Consider the following 21,828-nt stretch of genomic DNA (forward strand, 5'->3'; position numbering starts at 1 on the left):
CTAGAAATCTAAAATAAAAAAAGACGCCACTTGGCGTCTTTTTTAAACAATGGCTATTGATTTCTTTTTTGCTTGCCAGTAGTTAACTCCGAAGATACCGAGAACAATTATCGTCCCCGTGATATCAGTAATCGGCTCAGGAATAATAAGCAAAATCGCTCCAATTCCTAAAACAATTCGAGTAAGGATATTAAGCTCTGATGAGAAGTACCCTTCAACAGCAGCACCAAGCCCAATCACTCCGAGGGTTGAAGAGAAGGCAACTGCTAAAATGGCTCCTACCGATGCAAATGGGAAGCTTGTGGCATTCATTGGAAGTCCACTAGGGTCAATCATCATCAATGCTGGTTCATAGACGAATATAAACGGTACAATGAACCCTGCTAAAGCAAGTCTTACCGACATCATCGATGTTACCATCGGACTTCCGCCTGAAAGTCCTGACGCGGCAAAAGAAGCAAGTGCCACAGGCGGCGTAATGTTTGCAAAAATACCAAAATAGAAGACAAACATATGTGCAATCAAAATATGAATTCCAAACTCAGCCAAAGCTGGTGCAACCATTGTTGCTGTGATGATGTAAGCAGGGATGGACGGTAAACCCATTCCAAGCACAATGGACGCAAACATCGTTAGTATAAGTGTTAATGCCAAACTTCCTGCACCCAATGTCATAATAGCAGATGTAAGCGTTGAACCGAAACTTGTTAAGTTTACAACGCCAATGATGATCCCGACGAGTCCACAAGCGATAACTGTTGAGATGGATTGTCTTGTACCGTCTTCAAGTGCAAACAAAATGTCTTTAATCGACATGCGTGTGTTTTTTCGAAGACCTGCAACGACAACCGTCATGACAATGGTCCAAAACGCAGCATGTGCAACAGGCATCCCTGAACCAAGCAAGTAAACAAGGCCTACAAGCGGAATCATCAAGTGCCCGCCTTCTTTTAACACTTCTTTCACACGCGGAAGGTCTGGTTTTGGAATTCCTTTCAAATTAGAACGACCTGCTCTAAAATGAACTTGCATTAATACGCCTAAGAAGAATAAAAGAGCTGGAATGGCTGCAGCAATCGCAATCGTTGTATAACTGATCCCCGTTGTCTCAGCCATAATGAAGGCAGCAGCTCCCATGACTGGAGGCAGAATTTGTCCACCGATAGAAGAACTCGCTTCAACGGCTCCAGCAAAGTTTTTATCATAGCCAATTCTTTTCATGAGCGGAATGGTAAATGCACCTGTTCCAACCACGTTTGCAACTGCTGAACCATTAATACTTCCCATAAATGCACTGGAGATAACGGCTACTTTTGCGGGTCCACCCTGTTTATGTCCTGCAAGCGCTAATGCTAAATCATTAAAGAATTGTCCCATACCTGACTTTGATAAGAATGCTCCGAACAAAATAAATAAGAAAATAAATTGAACAGACGCTCCGATAGCAGTTGAGAAAAGACCTTCCGTTTTTAAGTACATTTGTCCAAAAATATCGCCCAAATCAAACTGGCGTGTCATCATAATTCTCGGAAGCCAACTTTGGTGACTAAAGAATGGATAAGATAAGAAAACAAGTGCCAATAACGGCAAAATCCATCCTGTTACACGTCTTGCTGTTTCTAGAACTAATAAAACAGTTAGAATCGACATAAAGATATCCATCGTATTCGGAATTCCGCCTCTTTCGGTCATTAGGGCTTGGTATTCCACGAATAAATATCCACATGAAACGATACATAAGAAAAATAAAATCCAGTCATAAAACGGAATCCGGTCTCTTTTTTGTTTTTTATACGCCGGATACAGAAGAAACACAAAACCCATTGCAAAGAGCAAGTGAACCGAACGTTGCAGGAGCGTCGGGAGCGGATTGAAGGTTGTGTATAAATGGAATAACGAATACATGATTCCTAAAACCGCAATCATGATCACCAATTTTTTTGCTTTTGGTTTTCGAACGGTTGAATCTGTATCATATTTTTCTAAAACAGCTTGAATTTCTTGTTCAGATATCTCCTCTACAACTAGAGGTTTTTTTTGTTTTTCTGTCATAGGTGTTCCCCCTTTGTTAGTAATTCCCAGACGGAATATGGTTCAATTGATATGATGACTGTCTCATAATCATCCACAAGCTCATAAAGCGGAATACTTCGATCATTCAAGACGAGCGTACTTTTCACATTTTCAGAAACAGCTAAATGAAGAATTGGATAAACCATGTCAATCTCCATCCCAACATATCCGTTTTTATGTTCCACAAGTTTACCTGAGCTTGGAACACCTGCTCCAAATGTTTTGAAATACGTTGTGGAAAGAAGAAGATTACCTTCTTTTATTTCATAGTTTTCTATCCACTCTTCTTTTTCAACTGAGTGAATCCACTTCAATTGAAATTCATCCTCAAATGTCCAATATAAATCTCCATTCATATCAAAAGAAATAACTGAAAAACGGACTAAAGTTGATAAGAAAAGGAGGGCGAGGACTCCCCCTCCCCCCATTATTATTCTCTTATTTCTTTTGCTCATCATAGTAACGTTTTGCACCCGGATGAAGCGGCGCAATTAGACTTTCTTGTGCCAATTCCAAGGTAATTTCTTTCGCAGCCTGATGAGAGTTTTGCAAAGTAGGCAGATTTTCAAAGAATGCTTTCGTTAAGTTATAGACGTCATCGTCACTCATATCCGTACGTACAATGAGTGCATTTGGCACAGCAGCTGTCATGAGAGCTTCTTCGTTTCCGTATGTTCCTGCTGGAATTTCATATGAAATAAAGTACGGATGATCTTTAGCAATTTCTTCTACATTTTCAGGGGTAATTGTAACAAGGTCAACGCCAACTGTTTCAGATAATTCCAGTACAGAAGCGTTTGGAAGACCACTTGTTAGAAACGCTGCATCAATCGTTCCTGCTGAAAGTCCGTCCGAGGCTTCTGCATACCCTAAGTAATCCACCTTCAAGTCATCATATGTAATGCCATGACCATTCAGGAGGTTTCGTGCATTGATTTCAACACCTGAGTTTTGGTCCCCGACAGCAACGCGTTTACCTTTCAAATCCTCGATCGTTTCAATGCCTGAACCTTTCTTTGCAATGATCTGTACAACGTTCGGATACAAAGTCGCTATTTGAGATACATTTTTGGCAGGTGCAGAGAAGCTCACTTCTCCATTAATCGCTTGTGACAAAGCATCACTCATCACAAAAGCCATTTCAACTTTACCTTGTTCCATTAAGTTAATGTTTTCAACAGAAGCACCTGTTGTTTGGGTTCTTGAATTGACATCATACAAACTTGTATATTTGTCTGCGAGCGTCGTTGCAATGATATTATAAGGACCACTTGCGCCCCCAGTTGCAATTGTGACAATGTTTGTATCCAATCCTGTAGCGTCTGTTTCTTTTGATGTCTCAGTTTTCCCATCCGAATTACATGCTGCAAGCATCAAGGCAAGAGCAATACCTGAGACCAATGTTAGTTTTTTCTTCATGTTATTCCTCCTATGATTTAAAAAATAAAAATGGCATAATGCTAGTCTATCATTTGAACAGAAAAAATGTAATCCCTTACATTACTTAATATTCTACATAATTTGATATAAAACACAACTTGGATGAAGTAAATATCGTATCAAGAAAGAAGATCATCATGAGTTTGAGGAGTTTGCGTATCGCGCATTGATGATCACAGTTATGGCAACAAAGAAGAAGGTCGTTCGTAATTTACCAGGGTACTACAAGGGAGTGTTGGACAAGCTGGTTGATTAGATGTATTTCAAGGACATTTTCATGCTGCCAGTGGAAGGGTTTTATTGTCCTTAACGTACAAGAATCGCTTGGGCTAAAGAATATAATGATGAAACATGATATGATTAAATAGAGAACAATCAAACAATTATACTTAAATTAATAAAGGGGGCTGGAATTTCAGATGTTCACAAAAGATCAAACGGTTTTTGTATTAGTGGATGTTCAAGGGAAACTGGCTAGGATTGTACATGACAGTGAGGGGTTAATCGATAATTTGAGGAAGCTGATCAGCTGCTTGCGGATTTTGGATGTTCCGATTATTTGGCTCGAACAGTATCCAGAAGGATTGGGACCGACTGTAGAAGAAGTTGCGGATCAATTAGAAGGACTTGCGCCGATACCTAAAATGACATTTAGCGCATGTAAAACAGAGGCATTCATGAACGCGCTCCGATCAACACAAAGACAGCAAATCCTAATTGCGGGCATCGAAACGCATATATGCGTCTACCAAACGGCTGCCGATCTAAAAGAATCGAACTTTGAGGTGCAAGTTGTTGAAGACGCCGTATCTTCCCGCACGCTGGCAAATAAACAACTTGGATTTGAGAAGATGAAAGGACTTGGCATTCTAGGCACAAGCGTTGAAATGGCGATATATGAATTGTTGGAAACGGCTGATGCGAAGGAATTTAAAAAAGTCTTGAAAATAATAAAGTAGCACTTATTTCTTTCTGATATAGTGTATTAATTTGAACTCGCTCCGGCGCTAAGGGAGGTATTCCCAATGCCGGAGCGTTTTGGAGAAGCATTTATTAGATTTAATTCTGAAACTGTCCCATTCGAATATCCCTTTCCTTCTTACTGAGAAAGAACAGTATTCCTCTTTCGCGTATACCTCAAATAATAATACAAATAACACAACCCGATAAAACCGAACCCTAAAGCCAGTGACACCCGCTGCGTCGGATCGACTGCGGCGATAACGAATAACGATGCACAAATGGCGATACAAAGGATCGGTACGAATGGAAACAGACGAACCCGGAACTTCAGATCTTCAGGCTTTCCTCCATCTTACACATACTGCTTCCGGAAACGATATTGGGAGATCGCGATAGCCATCTACGTGATCGTCCCCCCGATTCCACTGACTGATAGAAGAACGACAAAGAGTGTGGTCTCCGCAATGAAACTAGTAAGCAAGGAAAGAAGTGCAAATCCGAGAGTAACAAGTAGCGCATTTATCGGAACGTCGCGTTTATTCAGCTTCCCGAACAGCGGATGCCCCATCCCGTCATTGGACAATGAATAATTAAGGGATGGTTCTTTCTAATCACTTCTACAACTGGTTTAGTTATAATTGCTGATTCTAAAGCAACCAATATATTGTTCTAGTCAATATCAATATTTAATTCTAATTTAAAATTCAAATCCGAATCTAATTCATCGTTTAAATATAACAGATAGCTCGCTTCAATAATTTTTAACCTATTTTCTAAAGATTCTTTGCTTGTAGTTCCTTGTTGATTGAGTCTATCATACTCAAGCAGAACTTCATTTTTCGCAGAATCTTCTTTCTCAATCCGATTTATCTTTCGCAATTCTTCAAATTTATACAAAAAATCTTTTGCTTTCCCTAAGGAAACATTTGTATTATTGAAGAAAAAAAGATAATAAATTGGTATATTTGTCTTTGTATTTAGAAGTCCTTTTGTACCTTCAAGTAAATTACTGAACTCTTTCAATTTTAAATCATACAATTCAACTAAATTCGCTAGGTCACTCGTCTGCTCTTTAAAATCATTCACTAAATTATCCAAATTACTTTTATTCAAAGCAATCGGCTCGAATTTATTTTCGAATATTAGAAATAATTTAAGAGCTAAATCATAATAATCAAACCTCTTATCCCTAAATTCAAGTTTGTCGAAAAACTCATTTTTCCCTATAATTTGTTTAATTTCGTTATTCAAAAATCCATTAATAGCATATCTTTTTTCTGCGTTAGTTAGATGCTTTCCTTCGTTTAAACGTAAAAAAAGTTCTTCTATTCTATCTTTCTCATCTGTTTCTACTAAGACGATATCTAGCATATAATTCTCAAAAAAACTTTTAAGTTCAGGATATTCGAAAGTTATTTGAGAATATTTTTTATTACTTACGTTGAAATCTGGATAATCGTATAAAACAAACTCCTTACTCGTTGGAAAAGCATCATCTAAAAATTCAAATATAGCATGAAACCTTTGTTTTCCATCAATTATTGCGTATAAGTATTCTTTATTGTTAAGCACATTACCTTTAGAGAAAAAATAAGCAATATAGAATTTAGGAAGGTCATACATATTAAAAATACTATCAATCAAGAGTTGTTTACTTTGTTCTGACCAGAGACCACTTACTCTTTGATATGACGGGTTAAAATCTATCTGTTGCTGTTTATCCTTTACATACCATTCGTAAATAGATGTACTTACTTTTTTTGTGTAAAACATTAACAACCCCTCCTTATCCCAAATCTCGATTAATTTCTAAAGCTATTGAATCCATACTTGGATAAAGACTATTTTCAGTAATTCCAAATCTAATTAGTTCTTGCTTTATAATATCTATATGTTCTTTTTTTATAACAATCTTATATAAAAATTCTTCGTTATTCTTACTTTCTTCAAGTGATGTTACATTGTTAAAAGGCTGAGGAAATAAAGTAAAAACACCCTTTTGAGCTATTATTCTATCGCTATTCATTGAACCTATAACAGCTATAGGATGTTCTAATCTATGCATCGGCCTTCCAATAGTCATCTCCCTTGCAGGTAACATTTTAAAATTATCGACTATCAATTGTTCTTCAATATTTGGTATAAATTGATAATCTTCAAATGCATTAAACTGTTGATTTAATTTAAATGGATTCAAAATCCAGACACATGCATCCTCCTCATTCGCGTCTTCGGTTTTACGTTTTTCTACAGCAAAAGCTAAAGCAATTAAAGCATCTTCAGTCCAATCAAGTAAGCGTGTTGGTACCCCATAATGTTGCATTAAAAATAACCAATCCCACTCAGTTGCCGGCTTGTATTTTAAAAATGGAACTGCCTTGGCTTTAAATCTTTGAAATAAATCATACTCTACATTATTAGTCGTTGAACTCCTATAAATTGATGGTAGTAATTTATAACGAACATTTAATTTTCCCTGTCCTCTATACCATAACTTTTCTATACTTTCTGTTTCAAATAATGTATTTATATAAGTTAAATATTCCGATACACTCTTTGCTTCCAAACATAGCCCTCCCAGCCTAAAATAGTGTTCAGTAAAATTATATCAATAAACCTAAATATTACTACAAGTATTTACATTTATCCCAAAATTAAATTCTTATGAATAGAATAATATAATTAAAAGGCTTCACTAAATAAGAGTTTTGTTACCATAGAAGTTCCCCAACTATATTGAAATGTAGATAAATGACTACAAATAAAACTAGATAATAAAGACAAAAAGAAAAAAACCCTTGATATACAAGGGTTTTGACGCCATATGAAATCTTGTTTATTTTTCCAGTTATTGTTAACTGCCGTTTTTGACGGAGCCAAGCCCCTCCCACGAAATAAAAATCTCTTAACTAAACTCCCTCAATTTACTTTCAAACAAAATATTGAACACATCATTTTCAATAAACTTGTCAAGTAATCTAATATTTTTAAATATCTCAACAGACTCAAGATATTTTTCTTTCAGCTTGGAGTTTTCTATAATTATTTTATCCTTTTCACTTAGTTTTTCATAAATACCAGAAAAGTTTTTTTCGATCACTTGCCTAAGTTCATCGTTTGTTAATTGAGTGAATTTAATTTTAGTATCAATTCTTGAGAATATAGGAAATCCTACTACTCCGGCAACATGTTTTTCATCAATAAAATTTGACGTCAGAATAAAAACACAATTCGAAACATCAACTTTATAATTGATATCTTCAAATTCTCCCTCATCAAACATTTGATAAAATACATTATATAAGGCTGGTGTAGCCTTATCGAATTCATCCACTAAAATAATATTAGTCTCCCTAGAAAGAAGATCTCTTGCTAACGATGGTTTACCATGTTCATCCCCAAAGATATATTTATACGCTTCATCAGTCTGCATCATAGAAAATTGAATACGTGTTAACTTTCCATGATAAAACTCACTAATATTTTTTGCTAGTGCCGTTTTACCAACTCCAGATGGACCATAGTAAAGAAGTACAAGAGGTCTCTTCTCCCTCAATACCATTGATTTATACAAGCCAACACAAGTCTGTTTTTTAGCATCATCTTGTCCTATAACCTCTCCGGCATTCAAAATTTCATATAGCTTTACGATTTCCTCTGCTGAAGCCTCATAATAATTAGATGATTTATCTTCAATAACATGTTCAAATTCAACCCGAAGTGAATACTCTACTCTTTTCGGGGCATTTTGGATATAAAGATTTTCAATATCATGTCCTAATATTATAATGTTAGGAAAATTAGTGATAACATGACTAGTTACAGAAGAGAAATCATCAGCATAAATAACCACGTTCTCAATCTTTTCCTTATTATATTGTCCTACCTCTTTTGTAGCTGCCCAATCATTAGCACGAATCTTTTCATTATATTGTCTTACGAGTTCCATAAAAGGTGTATATTCTTCAACCATCTCATTAGAAAGTAAATCATTAAAGTCTTTCTTTGACCCTTTAAAAAGAACATTTTTCTCCATTTATTTCACCCCTGCTAAGATAACATCAAACACAGGTATAACTTTATCAGAATCCTCTTGTTTTGGCTCCTTACCACGAAACCCATTAAACTCAATTTCATTCTTTTGCGCATTAAGCTCAAATTCAGTTTCGAATTTTAAATCTGTTAGCTTTGTTTCCCCAACATGGATTGAGTAAAGTGTTAGATTCATTCTCCTTAAATCTTGTATACGATAGTTGTTTTTAAACGAATCAATATTAAATCGAAAAACTCTAGTATCATCTGTTTTTTCACCAATTAATTCATAATAACCTTTGGTGCCTCTAATTCCTTCATTCATTTTTGAAACAGTCATTGTTATATTGGAGACCTCATCGATTCGTTGATGACCATCCATCATTTGAGTAATCGGTGCTATCATAGCGTAATAGGTCATTGACTCTTTATCTACTGATAATTTATATCCATCTACAATATCCAATAATGGCTTTCTTTTTCTAAATTCAACGCTGTCTAAAAAATCGTACAGTAGGGTGTTTTCTATGATTGTTTTAGCGATTCTTTCCCCATGAAATCCTCCAGATGCTCCTAAGCTTGCTTGAACATTACCAGTTAGTCCTGTCGCTTTTTCAACAAGTAATTTAAGAGCGCTTTGTTTTCCTGCCTCAGCTGAAGCTTTAGCATCAGCATTTGCCCCACCACTGACTTCATTAACCAGTTCAATTGTTCTTTTAAAGTTACCTTTTCTCTCAATTTGAAGCAAATCCACTGCAGAAGTCTCGTCAAAGTAGACTATTTTCTTTAAATTCTCACTCAATATCTACACACTCCCTTACTAATTGGATTGGCATATTCTTTTTCGTATGTCTCTATATAACACTCGTCCACACCAAGTAGATCCTACAGGCATTTAAAGGGGAAGCACCATGCCATCCACACATTCGCTACATGTAGCTACTTCCTCTATTCTATCATTCAAGAGCAGAAATGCGAACGTAATTTCCCAATATGATTTAACAAAAAAGAAGCACAAATCCCCCTTCCGGTGAATTCATGCTTCTTTTCATTACTGTTCTCTATAATTTCTACTATGGAGACGGCGGGAGTCGAACCCACTACTCATAAAAATGCTATAATACCAATGCTTGTAAGCATTTATATCTTGCGTTGATAATAAATAACTACGTTTTTGACTATGTTTGAATAAAAAACAGCTTGCGGGGGCAAATTTTCAACGTTATTGCCATAAGCTCATTTAACCATCCGTTGTTATTCACCAGTTTTAGCGAAGTGTTCAATCCGAGCACCTATTTCATCACGTACCCTCTGGAAAAAAGCCCACTTTTCTTCATACGTTTCTTCTGCTTTAGCAGGGTCATCAAATCCCCAATGAGCGCGTTTAACATGTGAGGGTGTCGTCGGACACTTATCAGCTGCATCTCCACAAAGCGTAACAACAAAATCTGCATTATTTAGGATTTCCGAATCAATAGTATCCGATATTTGATTTGAAATATCGATGCCCGCCTCTTTCATCGCTTTTATCGCATTCGGATTTACCCCCGTGTGCTTCAATTCCTGCACTGAGAACTTGCCATCCTCCTTTGTATTTTTGGCTTTCTATATGAAAAGCTCCTCGGCGGCGGCGAGCAGACCGCAGAGGGGCTTGGAATATTCATGTGGAAACATCTGGGTTTCTATACTATACTGGTGTCGTTAAGGCACGGAGGACGGGGAACGGCGTTACGGGCAGATGCGACGAATTTATATTTTCGGAAGTAGGGAAGAAAAATGATTGAATTAAGAAAAATTACCCACGATAATTTTGAGGCAGTGTTGAAGTTAAGCATAACAGACGAGCAGAAAGGAAATGTGGATTCCAGCATATATTGTTTGGCTAAAGCCTATGTAAAGATACTCAACGACGAAAAACCTCCTATGATCTTCGCTATATGCAACAATGATGAAGTCATAGGATATGTCGATATTGGATTTTTCGAACTGGCGGAAAGTGCATTTTTATGTGAAAAATATGGAGATAAATCTACTTATGGACTTAATCGCTTTATGATTGATAAAAAGCATCAAGGCAAAGGATTTGGCAAACAAGCAATGATGAAAGTTATTGATTACATAAAGTCGTTTCCACAAGGAAAAGCCGATGCAGTTGCTACATCATATTGGATGGTAAACGATACCGCCCGGAAGTTGTTTGCGTCTGTCGGTTTCGTTGAAACAGGAGCGATATGGGACGGACAAACAGGGGGTAATTGGAATGCAGAAAGAAAAGATATAGAGTATGCAGAAGTAGGTGCCAGACTCGGATTATAAAGCTAACAATTTGAATAGTGCATCGTACAATATAAGACCAACTTTGAAAAATGACTCCGGCTCAATACCGAAGTCATCCAATTGCAGCTTAAACTGCAAAGTCACTTTTATTAAACTATCCGTGATTACTATAACCCGCTGTCACAGCAATTAATTGTTTCTAGTTTCCGCTATTTTCGTCACATACTGGCGCGCCAAGTCAGTAAGCTTATCCCATTCATTATTGGCAATGAAGTCTTTATTAAGGAGAGAACCGCCAACGCCGGCAGCGACTGCTCCTGCCTTAATATACTCACTGACATTGTCAAGATTGATTCCACCGGTTGGCATCATTGGGATATGGCCAAGTGGCCCTCTTACATCTTTAAAGAATTGGCTGCCTAATACGCTGGCTGGGAATACTTTTACAACGTCAGCACCCCATTCATATGCTTGTAAAATTTCTGTTGGGGTGAATACTCCTGGGATAGCGATTTTTCCATAACGGTTGGCAACCGCGATTGTATCGTGATTTAACGTAGGTGCGAAGATAAAATCTGCTCCATGTTGAATGGCTATATTGGCTGCATTTCCATCCAATACTGTTCCGGCACCGATCACAGTTTTGTCTCCAAATAACTGCTTAGCCTCTTTGATTGTCTCAAGTGCGTTCGGGGAATCCATGGTAACCTCGATCCCAGTAATACCGCCTTCCACAAGTGCCGAGATGACATGGATGACTTTTTCTTCTTCAATTTTACGGACAACAGCGACGACACCGGATTCCAATGTTTTCGTAAGCAACTCTTGTTTCACGATCATCATCTCCTATCTTAGGACATCTAGTTCTTTCTTTTGGAAGTTTTCCAGCTCGGTTCTTTCAGGTAATCCTTCAATATCTCCTTTTACGGTAACGACCATTGCCCCGACCTTTGCGCCGATTTCAACAGACTCCCGTAATGATTTATTTTCCAGTAAACCTGTTAGTACACCTGCTGCAAAACCATCCCCTGCACCAATGGGATCGACCACATGCTCTACTTTGAAGCTGGGAACAGTACCGCTCTCTCCGCTTTTCGATGCATAATAAGTCTCTTTTTCTCCATTTTTAATAATAATTTGGGAAACGCCTTCGGTTAAGAAATACTCCGCAATTTCTTCATAGTTGTCTGTACCAATTAGAAATGCTGCCTCATCAATACCTGGCATAAATAGATCCGATTGCTTGGCCAGTTGTAATAGGATTTCTTTAGCGTTATCTAGATCAGACATTAATTTGAAACGGAGATTCGGATCAAATGAAAGAAAAATATTATTTTCTTTAGCGAAAGCTACTACTGCTTGTGTAACTTTAAGACAGCTATCACTTAGGAAAGGTGTAATTCCTGAGAGATGGATTATTTTAGCTTCCTTTAAATAATTCCAATCGATATCTTCTTTTGTCAATTGACTGGCAGCTGAATTACTACGATAGTAATACACTTGCGTTTTTTCGGGATTGACTCTTTCTTTTATATAAAGTCCTGTCGGGTATTCCTGATCATACAGAACCCGAGAGGTATCGACTCCCTCTCCGCGAATAGAAGAAACTAGGTACTTGCCAAACTCGTCATCTCCTACTTTACTAATCCAACCAGAAGTATGACCGAGTCGTGCTACACCAATCGCAACATTTGATTCTGCTCCCCCTTGCTTTTTATTAAACCGAGGAACATATCTCAAGGGGCCCTCTTCTGCTGCTTCTAATACAACCATCGTTTCTCCAATTGTCACAAGTTCAGGAAACATGACGAATGACCTCCAAATATTTACTCGTTTATTGCTTTTGCTTTTTTAGATTTAATTTGACCCATAATTAATGGTACTACTAGTGAAACGATAGCCAGAATAATAAATGTTAAAGCAATCGGTCTTTCCAAGAAAATCATAAAGCTTCCTTCTGACATAACAAGTGCCCGTCTCATTTCACTTTCTGCCATTGGACCAAGGATGAGTGCAAGGACAATTGGTGACGCAGGGAAACCAAACTTTTTCATGAAGTAACCGATAATACCAGCACCAAGCATAGTAAATACATCAAAGTAATTGTTGGAAATTGCAAACGCACCAACGACTGACAATACAATGATGACAGGCGCAATGATATTTTTAGGCACCTTTAAGATTGTTGTAAAAAGGCGAATCCCCACTAATCCAAAGATTAACATTAAAACGTTGGCTACTAGCATACCACTAAAAAGTGTATAAACTAATTCGCTACTCGTTTCGAATAATTGCGGTCCTGGTTGAATTCCTTGTACAACTAAAGCTCCTAACATGATCGCGGTAACGGCATCCCCTGGAATACCAAGCGTTAATAACGGTACAAATGCACCACCTGTTAACGCGTTACCTGCTGCTTCAGGAGCTGCAATCCCTTTCGGATTCCCTTTTCCAAATGTCTCTTTTTCTTCTTTTTTCGCAAAGCGCTTTGCTTCATTATAAGCAACGAAAGCTGCTATATCGGCTCCGGCACCAGGAACAATACCGATGAACGTTCCGATACCACTTGAACGAAGAATCGTTCCCCAAAGCTTCTTTAACTCATTCCACGTTGGAAGTGCGTAGCTTGCAATGATTTTTCCGAATCCCTTTCCACCCGTTAACTGCTCTTCCATAATGACAAGTGCTTCTGAAATTGCAAATAGCCCAATCATCACTGGAATGAAATTCAATCCATTTAATAATGAAATGTTATCATATGTAAAACGCGGGTAGCTTGTCATTGGGTCCATACCGACTGTACAAATGACAAGGCCGAAGACCCCGGAAATTAACCCTTTTAGTACAGATCCTCCTGAAATACTGGAGATAATACTTAAACCGAATATAGCCAATCCAAACATTTCAGGTGCACTAAAATCTAACGCGATTTGTGCAAGCTGTGGAGAGATAAAGATCAACATAAACACACTAAACAATCCACCAGTACTTGCCGCAATAACAGCAATTCCGAGTGCCTTACCGGCTTTTCCTTGTTTTGTAAATGGATATCCGTCAAGAGCTGTTGCAGCTGAGGCTGGTGTTCCAGGTGTGTTCAGCAATATCGATGCAATGGAACCACCATATACACCTCCGAAGTAAACGCCGACTAAAAGCAATAGACCAGCGACCGGATCCATACCAAATGTTATCGGTAAGAAGAGGGCTACACCCATTGTTGCTGTCAAACCGGGTAAGGCACCAATGACGATACCCGCGATCACTCCAGCAATTATTAAGATGAAAATACTAGGATGAAATACTTGGGCAAAACCATTCAGGAGTAAATCCATTTTCTATCCCTCCTTAATATAAAACTCCGTGTGGAATTGGAACGTTCATGACATATTCAAAAAGAATCACAACGACTACACTAAGTAAGATTGACACGGAAACTAAGACAACCCATCTACGGATCCCCATTAAAAGCATCCAGAATAATGATACAAGTACCGTTGAGATAAAAAATCCTATAATAGGAACTAAAATAACGTAAATGATTAATGAAATGAACCCACCAATAAAATGAGGAATGGACCCGCGTTGTAAGGTGAAAATATCACCAGCATTCTCTTCTTTTTTAAAAACTAGTAAAACTGATAGAATGCCAAGAATAGTCGCTGTTACCTTTGGGAAAAAGTCAGCTCCGGGGCCGATAGAATTTGACGGTGGGAATGCGTTTGCAGTTAACCAAACGTAAATGGAAAATAGAAGTAAACCTATACCAATAATCCGATTCGCCAGAGTCATGATGACACCTCCAATAAAAAAGTTTGTGGTGTGAGAGCATCCCACGTAAATTAGAAATCTATTGAACATTTATGTAACGTTAACGATAAATGAGGTAAAAGGCTAAACATCGTTAGCCTTTTATCAACTTTTATTTATTTTTGTGGGGATAAGCCGATTGCAGGAATTAATTCTGCAAATAATGCATCTTGTTCTTTAACTAAATTCAAGAAACCTTCTCCGTTTTCATAACGATGGCCTAAGTTTAATTTCTCAAGGGTAGCCTTGAATTCTTCGCTCTGAATCGTTGTAGCAAAGGAATCTTCCAACACTTTTACAACATCGTCAGGAGTATCTTTCGGTACAGCTATACCTCTCCATGTACCAATTGATAAATCAACACCTTGTTCTTTAAGGGTTGGAACGTCAGACAACTTTTCTACTCTCTCGTCTGCCATTACAGCAAGAACCTTAAAATCACCAGACTCAACATGTGTGAGCACTTCAGCAGGACTTACAGAAACCGCATCAATATGCCCACCTAAAAGAGCAGTTACTGCTGGAGCAGCTCCCTCAAATGGCACGTGATTTAACGTAGTACCCGTTTCTTTTTCAAAAGCAGCTCCAGCGAGGTGCCAGATCGCTCCAGTTCCCGAGTTACCAACTTTTAATTTCTGTGTTTTTGCGGCTTCAATAAATTCTTCAATTGTATTCCACGGAGCATCTGCACGAACTGTGATTGCAGCTGGATCCTCGTTCAAAAGAGAAACTAATCTGAAGTCTTCATATGTAAATTGCGCTAAGCCGGTATGGGGTAATGTAAGTAATTCAACTGTTACAACTGATAAAGAATACCCATCAGCCTTTGCATTCGCACCATTTTGCATACCAACGGCACCACCACCGCCTTCACGGTTAACGACTCCGATTGGTTGGCCAATTTCATCTTTAGCTAAATCCGCAAAAGAACGGGCAACTGTATCCGTACCGCCACCTGCTGAGTAAGGAACTATTAACTCAAACTTCTTTTTAGGAAAGTCAGCAGCATTTGACGCTCCTTTATCTCCGTCTTTATTGCCTCCACCACATGCAGCTAATAATAAAACTAAAACAGTTAAAATGGAAAATATCTTGAAATTCTTCACGAAAAATCCTCCTTATTTATACATATTTTTTGAAAATCCTATTTTGGTAGAAATCTCTTCAACAGTTTCCCTAAGTTTAGGAATTGTGTTTTTCAATATATCATCAGACATTCTATAGAGGGGACCCGTAACGCTGACTGCGTATTGAACCTCCCCTTTATAGTCAAAAATAGGCGCCGCAACGCAACGGATTCCTAATTCATGCTCCTCATTATCATAAGAGTACCCTCTTGTTCTAATCGCATGAAGCTCCTCAACTAGTTCCTCTCCATTAGCGAGAGTGTGTTCAGTAAACCTTTTGAATTGAACTTGATTTATATAGCTATAAAGCTCTTCTTCGTCTCTGTGAGCTAAAATGCATTTACCAACTGCCGTGCAATACAGTGGCGCCCTTCTGCCAACTTGTGAATAAATTCGAATAGCTGATAGGTTGTCCACTTTGTCGATATAAACAACTTGTTGGTTATCTAGCATGACTAAGTGAACAATTTCACCAGTTTCCTTACTAAGTTTTTCAATAAGCGGTTTGGCGATCTCAACAATATTTAAATGCTTCACAACAAAATAATTCATTTCAATAAATTTCAAGCCCAAGCGATAAGTACTTTCTCTACCTACTTTCTGAACATATCCGTGCCTTTCTAGTGAGAGCAGGAGCCGGTGGGCAGTACTTTTTGCGACCTGCAAGAAATTTGCGACCTCAGTCACTCCCTGGCCATTTGGATGTTCCTTTAGCAGTTCGAGTATGCGTAAAGCACGATCAACGGACTGAACCAACTATATTATCCCTCCCTCTCACTGTTCCTCATTACGGAACGGCGTTCTTTATTATAATTTAACTTTAATCCCCGATGAAAGCGTTGTCAATATATTATTTATGAATTTATCGATTTACCTGTTTATTCGGCAATATAAGTACATATAAAAAAGCCCAATTTCCCAGTGTAATTGGACTTTAATCGTTAGTAAAATCTGTGCAGTATGAATTATTCACCAAAAATACGTTAGTGTTCCAGATAAAACTGTGAGCCTAACAAAATCACAATAATAAAAATTTGGCGCATTAGAAAAGGAAAAGAATATTTCTTGCTCAATTTACTCAACACATCATTCGGTAAAATGGGAAACTGTTGATTTGTCTTGGGATCATATCTTAATGAATATCCTTCTTCAACAAACGCCTCTCTAATCATCATCGCCAAGTACAGCATGCTTAGAAATTTCATCGTATAAGCTATCTTTAAACAAGGTTTCAAATGCGTCGTTACTCTGTCAAATATGGGGCTGCTCATTTGAAACACGGACATCGAAGAGGCAATTGGGAAATCCAACGTTACAGTTACGGGTAGCTGGTACACTATTCTGAGTTCATTCGTATTCATCTTACAATGAAACCGCCAACCAAGTTCAAGGAGCACATATAAAATAATCACGCGGAGTTCCCTTCCCATAGAGCTTACAGCTCAGAAGTATTTTGAATTGCTTCGATGCCTGGTATCAAACATTAAGTGGGAGTAATATGAGATAAAATACAAACACCATCTGTAGAAGTGACATTCTGCTACAGATGGTGTTTGCTTCATTGCGATAATTCATAAAAGCTTTTAAAAAAGATCAACCAGACTGGTACGGTTCCACTTAAATTCCGGATTATTTTTATACAATTATAGTATTTGTAGGTAATGATTTTAAAATAAAAGTAGCAATGAAACAAGTTTTCAAAGCTTGAATTGTTGAACTAAATGATTAAGTCGTTCTGCTAATTTTGCAAGTTCAATAGAACTTGAAGAGACATTTTCCATGGATGCACTTGTTTGTTCGGTAGATGCGGATGTCTCTTCGATTCCAGCTGCTGATTGTTGAGAGATGGCGGCAATATCCTGTATGGAATCACCCATCCGATAACTATTTTCTGCTATTTCTGAAAGGGTCATTGACACTTCCGTAATATTTTTTACCATCCCCTCCACAGCATTGCTAATTTTTTCGAAGGTCTTGTCTGTAGCTTGGATTTTACTAGTACCTTCTTGTACCTCTGTATAACTATCTCTTAACGACATAGCTACGGCGCGGGATTCATTTTGAATACCTTGGACGATTTCTGTAATAGTAGTTACAGACACAGAAGATTGCTCAGCGAGTTTTCTTACTTCATCTGCAACTACAGCAAAACCTTTACCTTGTTCCCCAGCTCGAGCTGCTTCTATTGCTGCATTTAGCGCTAATAAATTTGTCTGTTCAGCAATGCCCTTGATTACGACAACCAATTCGGATATTCTTTGGGATTGTCGATCAAGTCCATCTACTTTTTGTACTGCTTCACTAACAATGTCAGCGATTATTCCCATTTGCTTTGTAGAAGATTCAATTAAGAGCGAGCCTTCGCTTGTCATATCTATAACGGATTTCGTCGATCGTTGGATAGCTTGTCCTTCGGAGTTTGCACCATCTATCTTCGTTATAAATGTATTCATGGCAGAAGAAAGTTCACTTGTATGATGGGCTTGAGTTTCTGCTCCGCTTGCCAATTCCTGCATAGTAGCAGAAACTTGCTCAGTCCCTTGACCGACTTCAATTGCAGACCGTGCAAGTTCATCGCTATGGCTTCCTAAATTTTTTGATACTTCCGTTACATCAAATATTAATTCTCTCAAGTTTTTTCTCATACTATTAAAATTAGACGCTAATAAGCCTATTTCATCTCTTCCACGCACATGTACCGAACCTGTAAAGTCTCCTGCCCCGGCCTTTTCTAATGTAGCTCCGATGTCACTTAATTGGTTTTTAATTCTATTGGTGAATAAGATGACAATCAGGACTGATACAATAATCCCAATTGCTAATACTGCAAGCAAGAGATTGCGGATAGAAGCAATCGTTTCGTCAATAAAAGCTGTCGATTCACCGAGATACCACATGCCGATGATTGTACCGTCATTTGCTTTAATAGGCTGATAGGCAGTTTGCGTTAATTGACCTGCAACATCCGCCTCGCCGTAGAAGTTTCTACCATCTTGTAGTACAGACTTAACAACGGCGGCAGAAGCTTGGGTGTTTACAGCCCGTTCACCGTTTGGTAGTTTGACGTTTGTTGTAACCCGTGTATCTCCTTGAAATATCGTTGACGTTCCTTTAGTAATGGATGCGATTTCATCTACTATTGCATAATTATTATTAACGAGTGTATCTCCTTTATATAGCAAACCCTCTTTGATTTCCCAATCACCGGGATATTTCTTATCTAATGTATGGTAACCTAACTCTAAGTCTTTAGTAACCGTCTTAATGGCAATCTCTTTAATCACATCTGTTACAAAAAGGTTGATAGTAACCATGATTGTCGTTGAAAATACTAGTAAGATTGCTATTACAATCATGCTTATTTTTGTCGCGATTTTCATATCCCTAATCCATTTCAATTTATACATCCCCATTTCTTCAATTTAAATAGAAGATTTTTTTGAAATCCTATTCAAGCTATTTTTTACCGAAAATGAACTATGTACATCCGACAATCATCAATACAGCTATGATATCCCCATTTTTATAGCCGCATGCTTTAAATGCATTCGCAAGACGATTTGCCATTTCATTTAGCTGCTTGTATCAAAAAGTCTTCTCTTGGAAAATTACTGCTGTTTTCTTTTTTTAATTCAATACGTTTTACCTAATCATATTTCCCACGTCAACCAATCTCTCCCTTTTCTTTTTAAGATGATCCATTCCATATTATCAAACTATTAATTTAATTAGAAGAATTTAATTTAATAACCACTTTTAGCTCTAATAGATAGTTTAAGGAAGGCAATGCATTTGGGAATCCGGATAGAGTAAAATTGCTTATAGAAGATGGGAGTATACGGAACAAATTGAAGTACTAGGTAAGTATTTGTATTAGTAAATGTGCAAGGGAAACTGGCGAGAATGGTGACATTGAGACGTTAATCGATAATTAGGAAGCTGATCAGCTGCTTGCGGTTTTGGATGTGAGGTACAAGTCGTTAAAGATGCCATATCTTCCGGCACTCTGGCAAATAAACAACTTGGACTAGAGAAGATGAAGGCACTTGGTATTCTCGGCACAAGCGTTGACGGTTTATGAATTGTTGGAAACGGCTGATGCGAAAGAGTTTAAACAGATCTTAAAATTATTATGTAGCAGAAGTTACATTTTCAATACTCCTAAAGACAATGAATATGTAATGATTACCATTGAATTATGAATAATATTCTACTATAATTTACACATTAATTTAATACTCCCATTCACCGATGGGATAGAGGCTGCAGCTTATAAGAGTAGGACGGACGAGATTCTCTGAAATTGTTGACTCCGTTTGAAAGGATGAGTTGCCGAAGTGTGGATAGATCATTGGATATCCATGCTGGTGATGTTTTCGAATAGGAGCATCACTGTCACGTTTTTCGACGTGGAGAACTATCTTCGGAAGGATTAACGCACTTATCCAACAGCCGTCGATTTTCTTCGATGGCTGTTTTTTATGTGCCCTTCCGTGACAAAAAGGAGTGGACAACTTGGAGAACAATTTAACATCTACGAATACACCCCAATTGAAAAGAACATTGAAAGCTCGCCATCTGATGATGATTTCCCTTGGAGGTTCGATTGGAACTGGGATTTTCTTGGCAAGTGGCGGGGCGATTCATACTGCAGGACCAGGAGGGGCATTGGTCGCCTATGTTGCTGTCGGAATCATGGTTTACTTCCTAATGACAAGTCTTGCGGAGATGGCCGCTTATATGCCGGTAGCAGGTTCCTTCAAAGAATATGCTACTCGCTTCGTCGATCCGGCATTCGGGTTTGCGATTGGCTGGAATTATTGGTACAACTGGGCGATCACGATTGCCGCGGAACTGGCGGCGGTTGTGCTGATCATGAAATTCTGGTTTCCGGAAAGTCCTTCGTTCTTATGGAGCGGACTTGCGCTTCTGATCATGTTCGGCTTCAACTATATGTCCGTTAAAGGTTTTGGCGAAGCGGAATTTTGGTTTTCACTTATTAAAGTTGTTACGGTCATCATTTTCATCATTACAGGGTTTATGATGATCTTTGGCATCATGGGCGGCGAAGCAGTCGGCTTTACGAACTTCACGATTGGCGATGCACCGTTCAACGGAGGATTCTTTGCCATCCTGGGCATTTTCATGGCAGCGGGCTTTTCATTCCAAGGTACGGAATTGCTTGGAGTCGCCGCTGGGGAAAGTGAAAATCCGGAAAAGACGATTCCAAAAGCGGTGAACTCCGTATTTTGGCGCATCCTCCTTTTCTACGTCTTTTCGATTTTCGTCATCGCGATGATTATTCCGTATACGGATGCACGATTATTGAGTGAGTCGGTTTCTGTCAGTCCATTCACACTCGTCTTTGAACGGGCTGGATTTGCTTTTGCCGCTTCTGTCATGAACGCCATCATTTTGACTGCCGTATTATCTGCGGGTAATTCAGGGATGTATGCTTCAACGCGTATGCTTTGGGATTTGGCACGTAGTGGGAATGCACCGAAGTTTTTAGGAAAATTGGATAAGAGAGGCGTGCCGGTCAATGCGTTGATCGCCACGACATTAGTTGGCTCCCTTGCCTTCCTATCCACTTTCTTCGGGGATGGTACGGTATACGTCTGGTTGTTGAACGCTTCGGGGATGGCTGGATTTGTTACATGGCTTGGGATTGCCATCAGCCATTATCGTTTCAGAAGGGCCTATATTGCGCAAGGCGGTAATCTGTCGGATCTTCCTTATCGCGCAAAATGGTTCCCATTCGGCCCTTTATTGGCCCTGGTCCTATGTATCTTCATCATTGCCGGCCAAAACTTCCAAGCCTTTACGGGCGGCGAAATCGATTGGAATGGCGCGCTCGTTTCCTATATCGGCCTCCCCCTCTTCTTGATCGTTTGGCTGATTTATAAAGTTAAGCACAAAACAAAGTTGATTCCATTGAAGGACTGTGACTTTGAAAGTAAATAATCGTATGAAAAACAGCCGGATGAGAGAGGTTCACCTCCTCCATTCGGCTGTATTTTAATATATCTTACTGATATCGCGAATTCTTCTAGAACCCGTCCCGGGAGAACTGTAGAGAAGAGTATTGATTTATTGCTGAAACTCACTC

19 protein-coding genes, 1 pseudogene and 1 riboswitch are annotated in these 21,828 nt (G+C 38.5%); of the genes and pseudogenes, 3 read left to right on the plus strand and 17 right to left on the minus strand.

Translation table 11 applies throughout. The features are described 5' to 3' along the window. Positions 1–42: 42 nt before the first annotated feature. The 3 genes from MHZ92_RS15475 to MHZ92_RS15485 form a co-directional block, all read right to left on the minus strand. Complete coding sequence (locus tag MHZ92_RS15475; protein WP_239432622.1) at positions 43–2,052, minus strand: TRAP transporter permease; 2,010 nt, start codon at positions 2,050–2,052, stop codon at positions 43–45. After that, entirely contained in the window at positions 2,049–2,387 is a 339-nt protein-coding gene (locus tag MHZ92_RS15480; RefSeq protein WP_239432623.1) for a DUF1850 domain-containing protein, read from the minus strand. The genes MHZ92_RS15475 and MHZ92_RS15480 overlap by 4 nt, the downstream gene beginning before the upstream one ends. 124 nt (positions 2,388–2,511) lie before the next feature. Continuing rightward, a complete protein-coding gene (locus MHZ92_RS15485) occupies positions 2,512–3,492 on the minus strand; it encodes a TAXI family TRAP transporter solute-binding subunit (protein WP_239432624.1) in 981 nt (326 codons plus the stop codon). Between the two features lie 440 nt (positions 3,493–3,932). Here MHZ92_RS15485 and MHZ92_RS15490 point away from each other — a divergent pair, with 440 nt between their 5' ends. Continuing rightward, complete coding sequence (locus MHZ92_RS15490; protein ID WP_239432625.1) at positions 3,933–4,472, plus strand: hydrolase; 540 nt, start codon at positions 3,933–3,935, stop codon at positions 4,470–4,472. A gap of 404 nt (positions 4,473–4,876) precedes the next feature. Here the strand turns inward: MHZ92_RS15490 and MHZ92_RS15495 are convergent, their stop codons facing one another. The 6 genes and pseudogenes from MHZ92_RS15495 to MHZ92_RS15520 form a co-directional block, all read right to left on the minus strand. Then, the gene (locus tag MHZ92_RS15495; RefSeq protein ID WP_239432626.1) at positions 4,877–5,059 is read right to left on the minus strand and encodes a hypothetical protein; all 183 of its coding nucleotides are present in this window, start codon (positions 5,057–5,059) and stop codon (positions 4,877–4,879) included. Positions 5,060–5,145: 86 nt separating this feature from the next. After that, a complete protein-coding gene (locus MHZ92_RS15500; RefSeq protein ID WP_239432627.1) occupies positions 5,146–6,249 on the minus strand; it encodes a DUF262 domain-containing protein in 1,104 nt (367 codons plus the stop codon). Positions 6,250–6,262: 13 nt separating this feature from the next. Then, positions 6,263–7,042 (minus strand): FRG domain-containing protein, encoded by a 780-nt coding sequence (locus MHZ92_RS15505; RefSeq protein WP_239432628.1) that lies wholly within the window; start codon positions 7,040–7,042, stop codon positions 6,263–6,265. Positions 7,043–7,381: 339 nt separating this feature from the next. Next, positions 7,382–8,512, minus strand: coding sequence for an AAA family ATPase (locus MHZ92_RS15510; protein WP_239432629.1), 1,131 nt, complete (start codon positions 8,510–8,512; stop codon positions 7,382–7,384). Then, positions 8,513–9,310 (minus strand): DUF6414 family protein, encoded by a 798-nt coding sequence (locus tag MHZ92_RS15515; RefSeq protein ID WP_239432630.1) that lies wholly within the window; start codon positions 9,308–9,310, stop codon positions 8,513–8,515. It abuts the gene before it with no gap. Between the two features lie 452 nt (positions 9,311–9,762). Next, positions 9,763–10,096: pseudogene (locus MHZ92_RS15520) on the minus strand (arsenate reductase/protein-tyrosine-phosphatase family protein); the annotation flags it as partial. A 188-nt stretch (positions 10,097–10,284) separates the two neighbouring features. Here MHZ92_RS15520 and MHZ92_RS15525 point away from each other — a divergent pair. Beyond that, entirely contained in the window at positions 10,285–10,824 is a 540-nt protein-coding gene (locus tag MHZ92_RS15525; protein WP_239432631.1) for a GNAT family N-acetyltransferase, read from the plus strand. A gap of 150 nt (positions 10,825–10,974) precedes the next feature. On the opposite strand, the gene MHZ92_RS15530 is transcribed toward MHZ92_RS15525, so the two are convergent. The 8 genes from MHZ92_RS15530 to MHZ92_RS15565 form a co-directional block, all read right to left on the minus strand. Continuing rightward, positions 10,975–11,625, minus strand: coding sequence for a bifunctional 4-hydroxy-2-oxoglutarate aldolase/2-dehydro-3-deoxy-phosphogluconate aldolase (locus MHZ92_RS15530; RefSeq protein ID WP_239432632.1), 651 nt, complete (start codon positions 11,623–11,625; stop codon positions 10,975–10,977). A gap of 6 nt (positions 11,626–11,631) precedes the next feature. Beyond that, positions 11,632–12,591 carry a sugar kinase gene (locus MHZ92_RS15535; RefSeq protein ID WP_239432633.1) on the minus strand — a complete coding sequence of 320 codons (960 nt, stop codon included), beginning with the start codon at positions 12,589–12,591 and terminating at the stop codon, positions 11,632–11,634. A 20-nt stretch (positions 12,592–12,611) separates the two neighbouring features. Beyond that, positions 12,612–14,117 carry a tripartite tricarboxylate transporter permease gene (locus MHZ92_RS15540; RefSeq protein ID WP_239432634.1) on the minus strand — a complete coding sequence of 502 codons (1,506 nt, stop codon included), beginning with the start codon at positions 14,115–14,117 and terminating at the stop codon, positions 12,612–12,614. A gap of 13 nt (positions 14,118–14,130) precedes the next feature. Then, a complete protein-coding gene (locus tag MHZ92_RS15545) occupies positions 14,131–14,574 on the minus strand; it encodes a tripartite tricarboxylate transporter TctB family protein (protein WP_239432635.1) in 444 nt (147 codons plus the stop codon). A 134-nt stretch (positions 14,575–14,708) separates the two neighbouring features. Continuing rightward, positions 14,709–15,698, minus strand: coding sequence for a tripartite tricarboxylate transporter substrate binding protein (locus MHZ92_RS15550; protein WP_239432636.1), 990 nt, complete (start codon positions 15,696–15,698; stop codon positions 14,709–14,711). Between the two features lie 12 nt (positions 15,699–15,710). Then, entirely contained in the window at positions 15,711–16,475 is a 765-nt protein-coding gene (locus MHZ92_RS15555) for an IclR family transcriptional regulator (protein ID WP_239432637.1), read from the minus strand. Positions 16,476–16,702: 227 nt separating this feature from the next. Next, positions 16,703–17,080 (minus strand): hypothetical protein, encoded by a 378-nt coding sequence (locus MHZ92_RS15560; protein ID WP_239432638.1) that lies wholly within the window; start codon positions 17,078–17,080, stop codon positions 16,703–16,705. A 336-nt stretch (positions 17,081–17,416) separates the two neighbouring features. Continuing rightward, positions 17,417–19,117 (minus strand): methyl-accepting chemotaxis protein, encoded by a 1,701-nt coding sequence (locus tag MHZ92_RS15565; RefSeq protein WP_239432639.1) that lies wholly within the window; start codon positions 19,115–19,117, stop codon positions 17,417–17,419. A gap of 851 nt (positions 19,118–19,968) precedes the next feature. Continuing rightward, positions 19,969–20,147: riboswitch (Lysine riboswitch) on the plus strand. Between the two features lie 78 nt (positions 20,148–20,225). Between MHZ92_RS15565 and MHZ92_RS15570 the strand changes: the two genes are divergently transcribed. Further along, a complete protein-coding gene (locus tag MHZ92_RS15570) occupies positions 20,226–21,683 on the plus strand; it encodes an amino acid permease (protein ID WP_239432640.1) in 1,458 nt (485 codons plus the stop codon). The last annotated feature ends 145 nt before the right edge of the window (positions 21,684–21,828 follow it).

The organism is Sporosarcina sp. ACRSL (assembly GCF_022346605.1).
GTDB lineage: Bacteria > Bacillota > Bacilli > Bacillales_A > Planococcaceae > Sporosarcina.

Bases quoted from the DNA above. Each gene is read 5' to 3' on its own strand.
- MHZ92_RS15490 (WP_239432625.1), top strand. From the start codon at position 3,933: ATGTTCACAAAAGATCAAACGGTTTTTGTATTAGTGGATGTTCAAGGG.
- MHZ92_RS15510 (WP_239432629.1), bottom strand. From the start codon at position 8,512: ATGGAGAAAAATGTTCTTTTTAAAGGGTCAAAGAAAGACTTTAATGAT.
- MHZ92_RS15560 (WP_239432638.1), bottom strand. From the start codon at position 17,080: ATGAATACGAATGAACTCAGAATAGTGTACCAGCTACCCGTAACTGTA.
- MHZ92_RS15535 (WP_239432633.1), bottom strand. From the start codon at position 12,591: ATGTTTCCTGAACTTGTGACAATTGGAGAAACGATGGTTGTATTAGAA.
- MHZ92_RS15525 (WP_239432631.1), top strand. From the start codon at position 10,285: ATGATTGAATTAAGAAAAATTACCCACGATAATTTTGAGGCAGTGTTG.
- MHZ92_RS15540 (WP_239432634.1), bottom strand. From the start codon at position 14,117: ATGGATTTACTCCTGAATGGTTTTGCCCAAGTATTTCATCCTAGTATT.
- MHZ92_RS15500 (WP_239432627.1), bottom strand. From the start codon at position 6,249: ATGTTTTACACAAAAAAAGTAAGTACATCTATTTACGAATGGTATGTA.
- MHZ92_RS15545 (WP_239432635.1), bottom strand. From the start codon at position 14,574: ATGACTCTGGCGAATCGGATTATTGGTATAGGTTTACTTCTATTTTCC.
- MHZ92_RS15475 (WP_239432622.1), bottom strand. From the start codon at position 2,052: ATGACAGAAAAACAAAAAAAACCTCTAGTTGTAGAGGAGATATCTGAA.
- MHZ92_RS15485 (WP_239432624.1), bottom strand. From the start codon at position 3,492: ATGAAGAAAAAACTAACATTGGTCTCAGGTATTGCTCTTGCCTTGATG.
- MHZ92_RS15530 (WP_239432632.1), bottom strand. From the start codon at position 11,625: ATGATCGTGAAACAAGAGTTGCTTACGAAAACATTGGAATCCGGTGTC.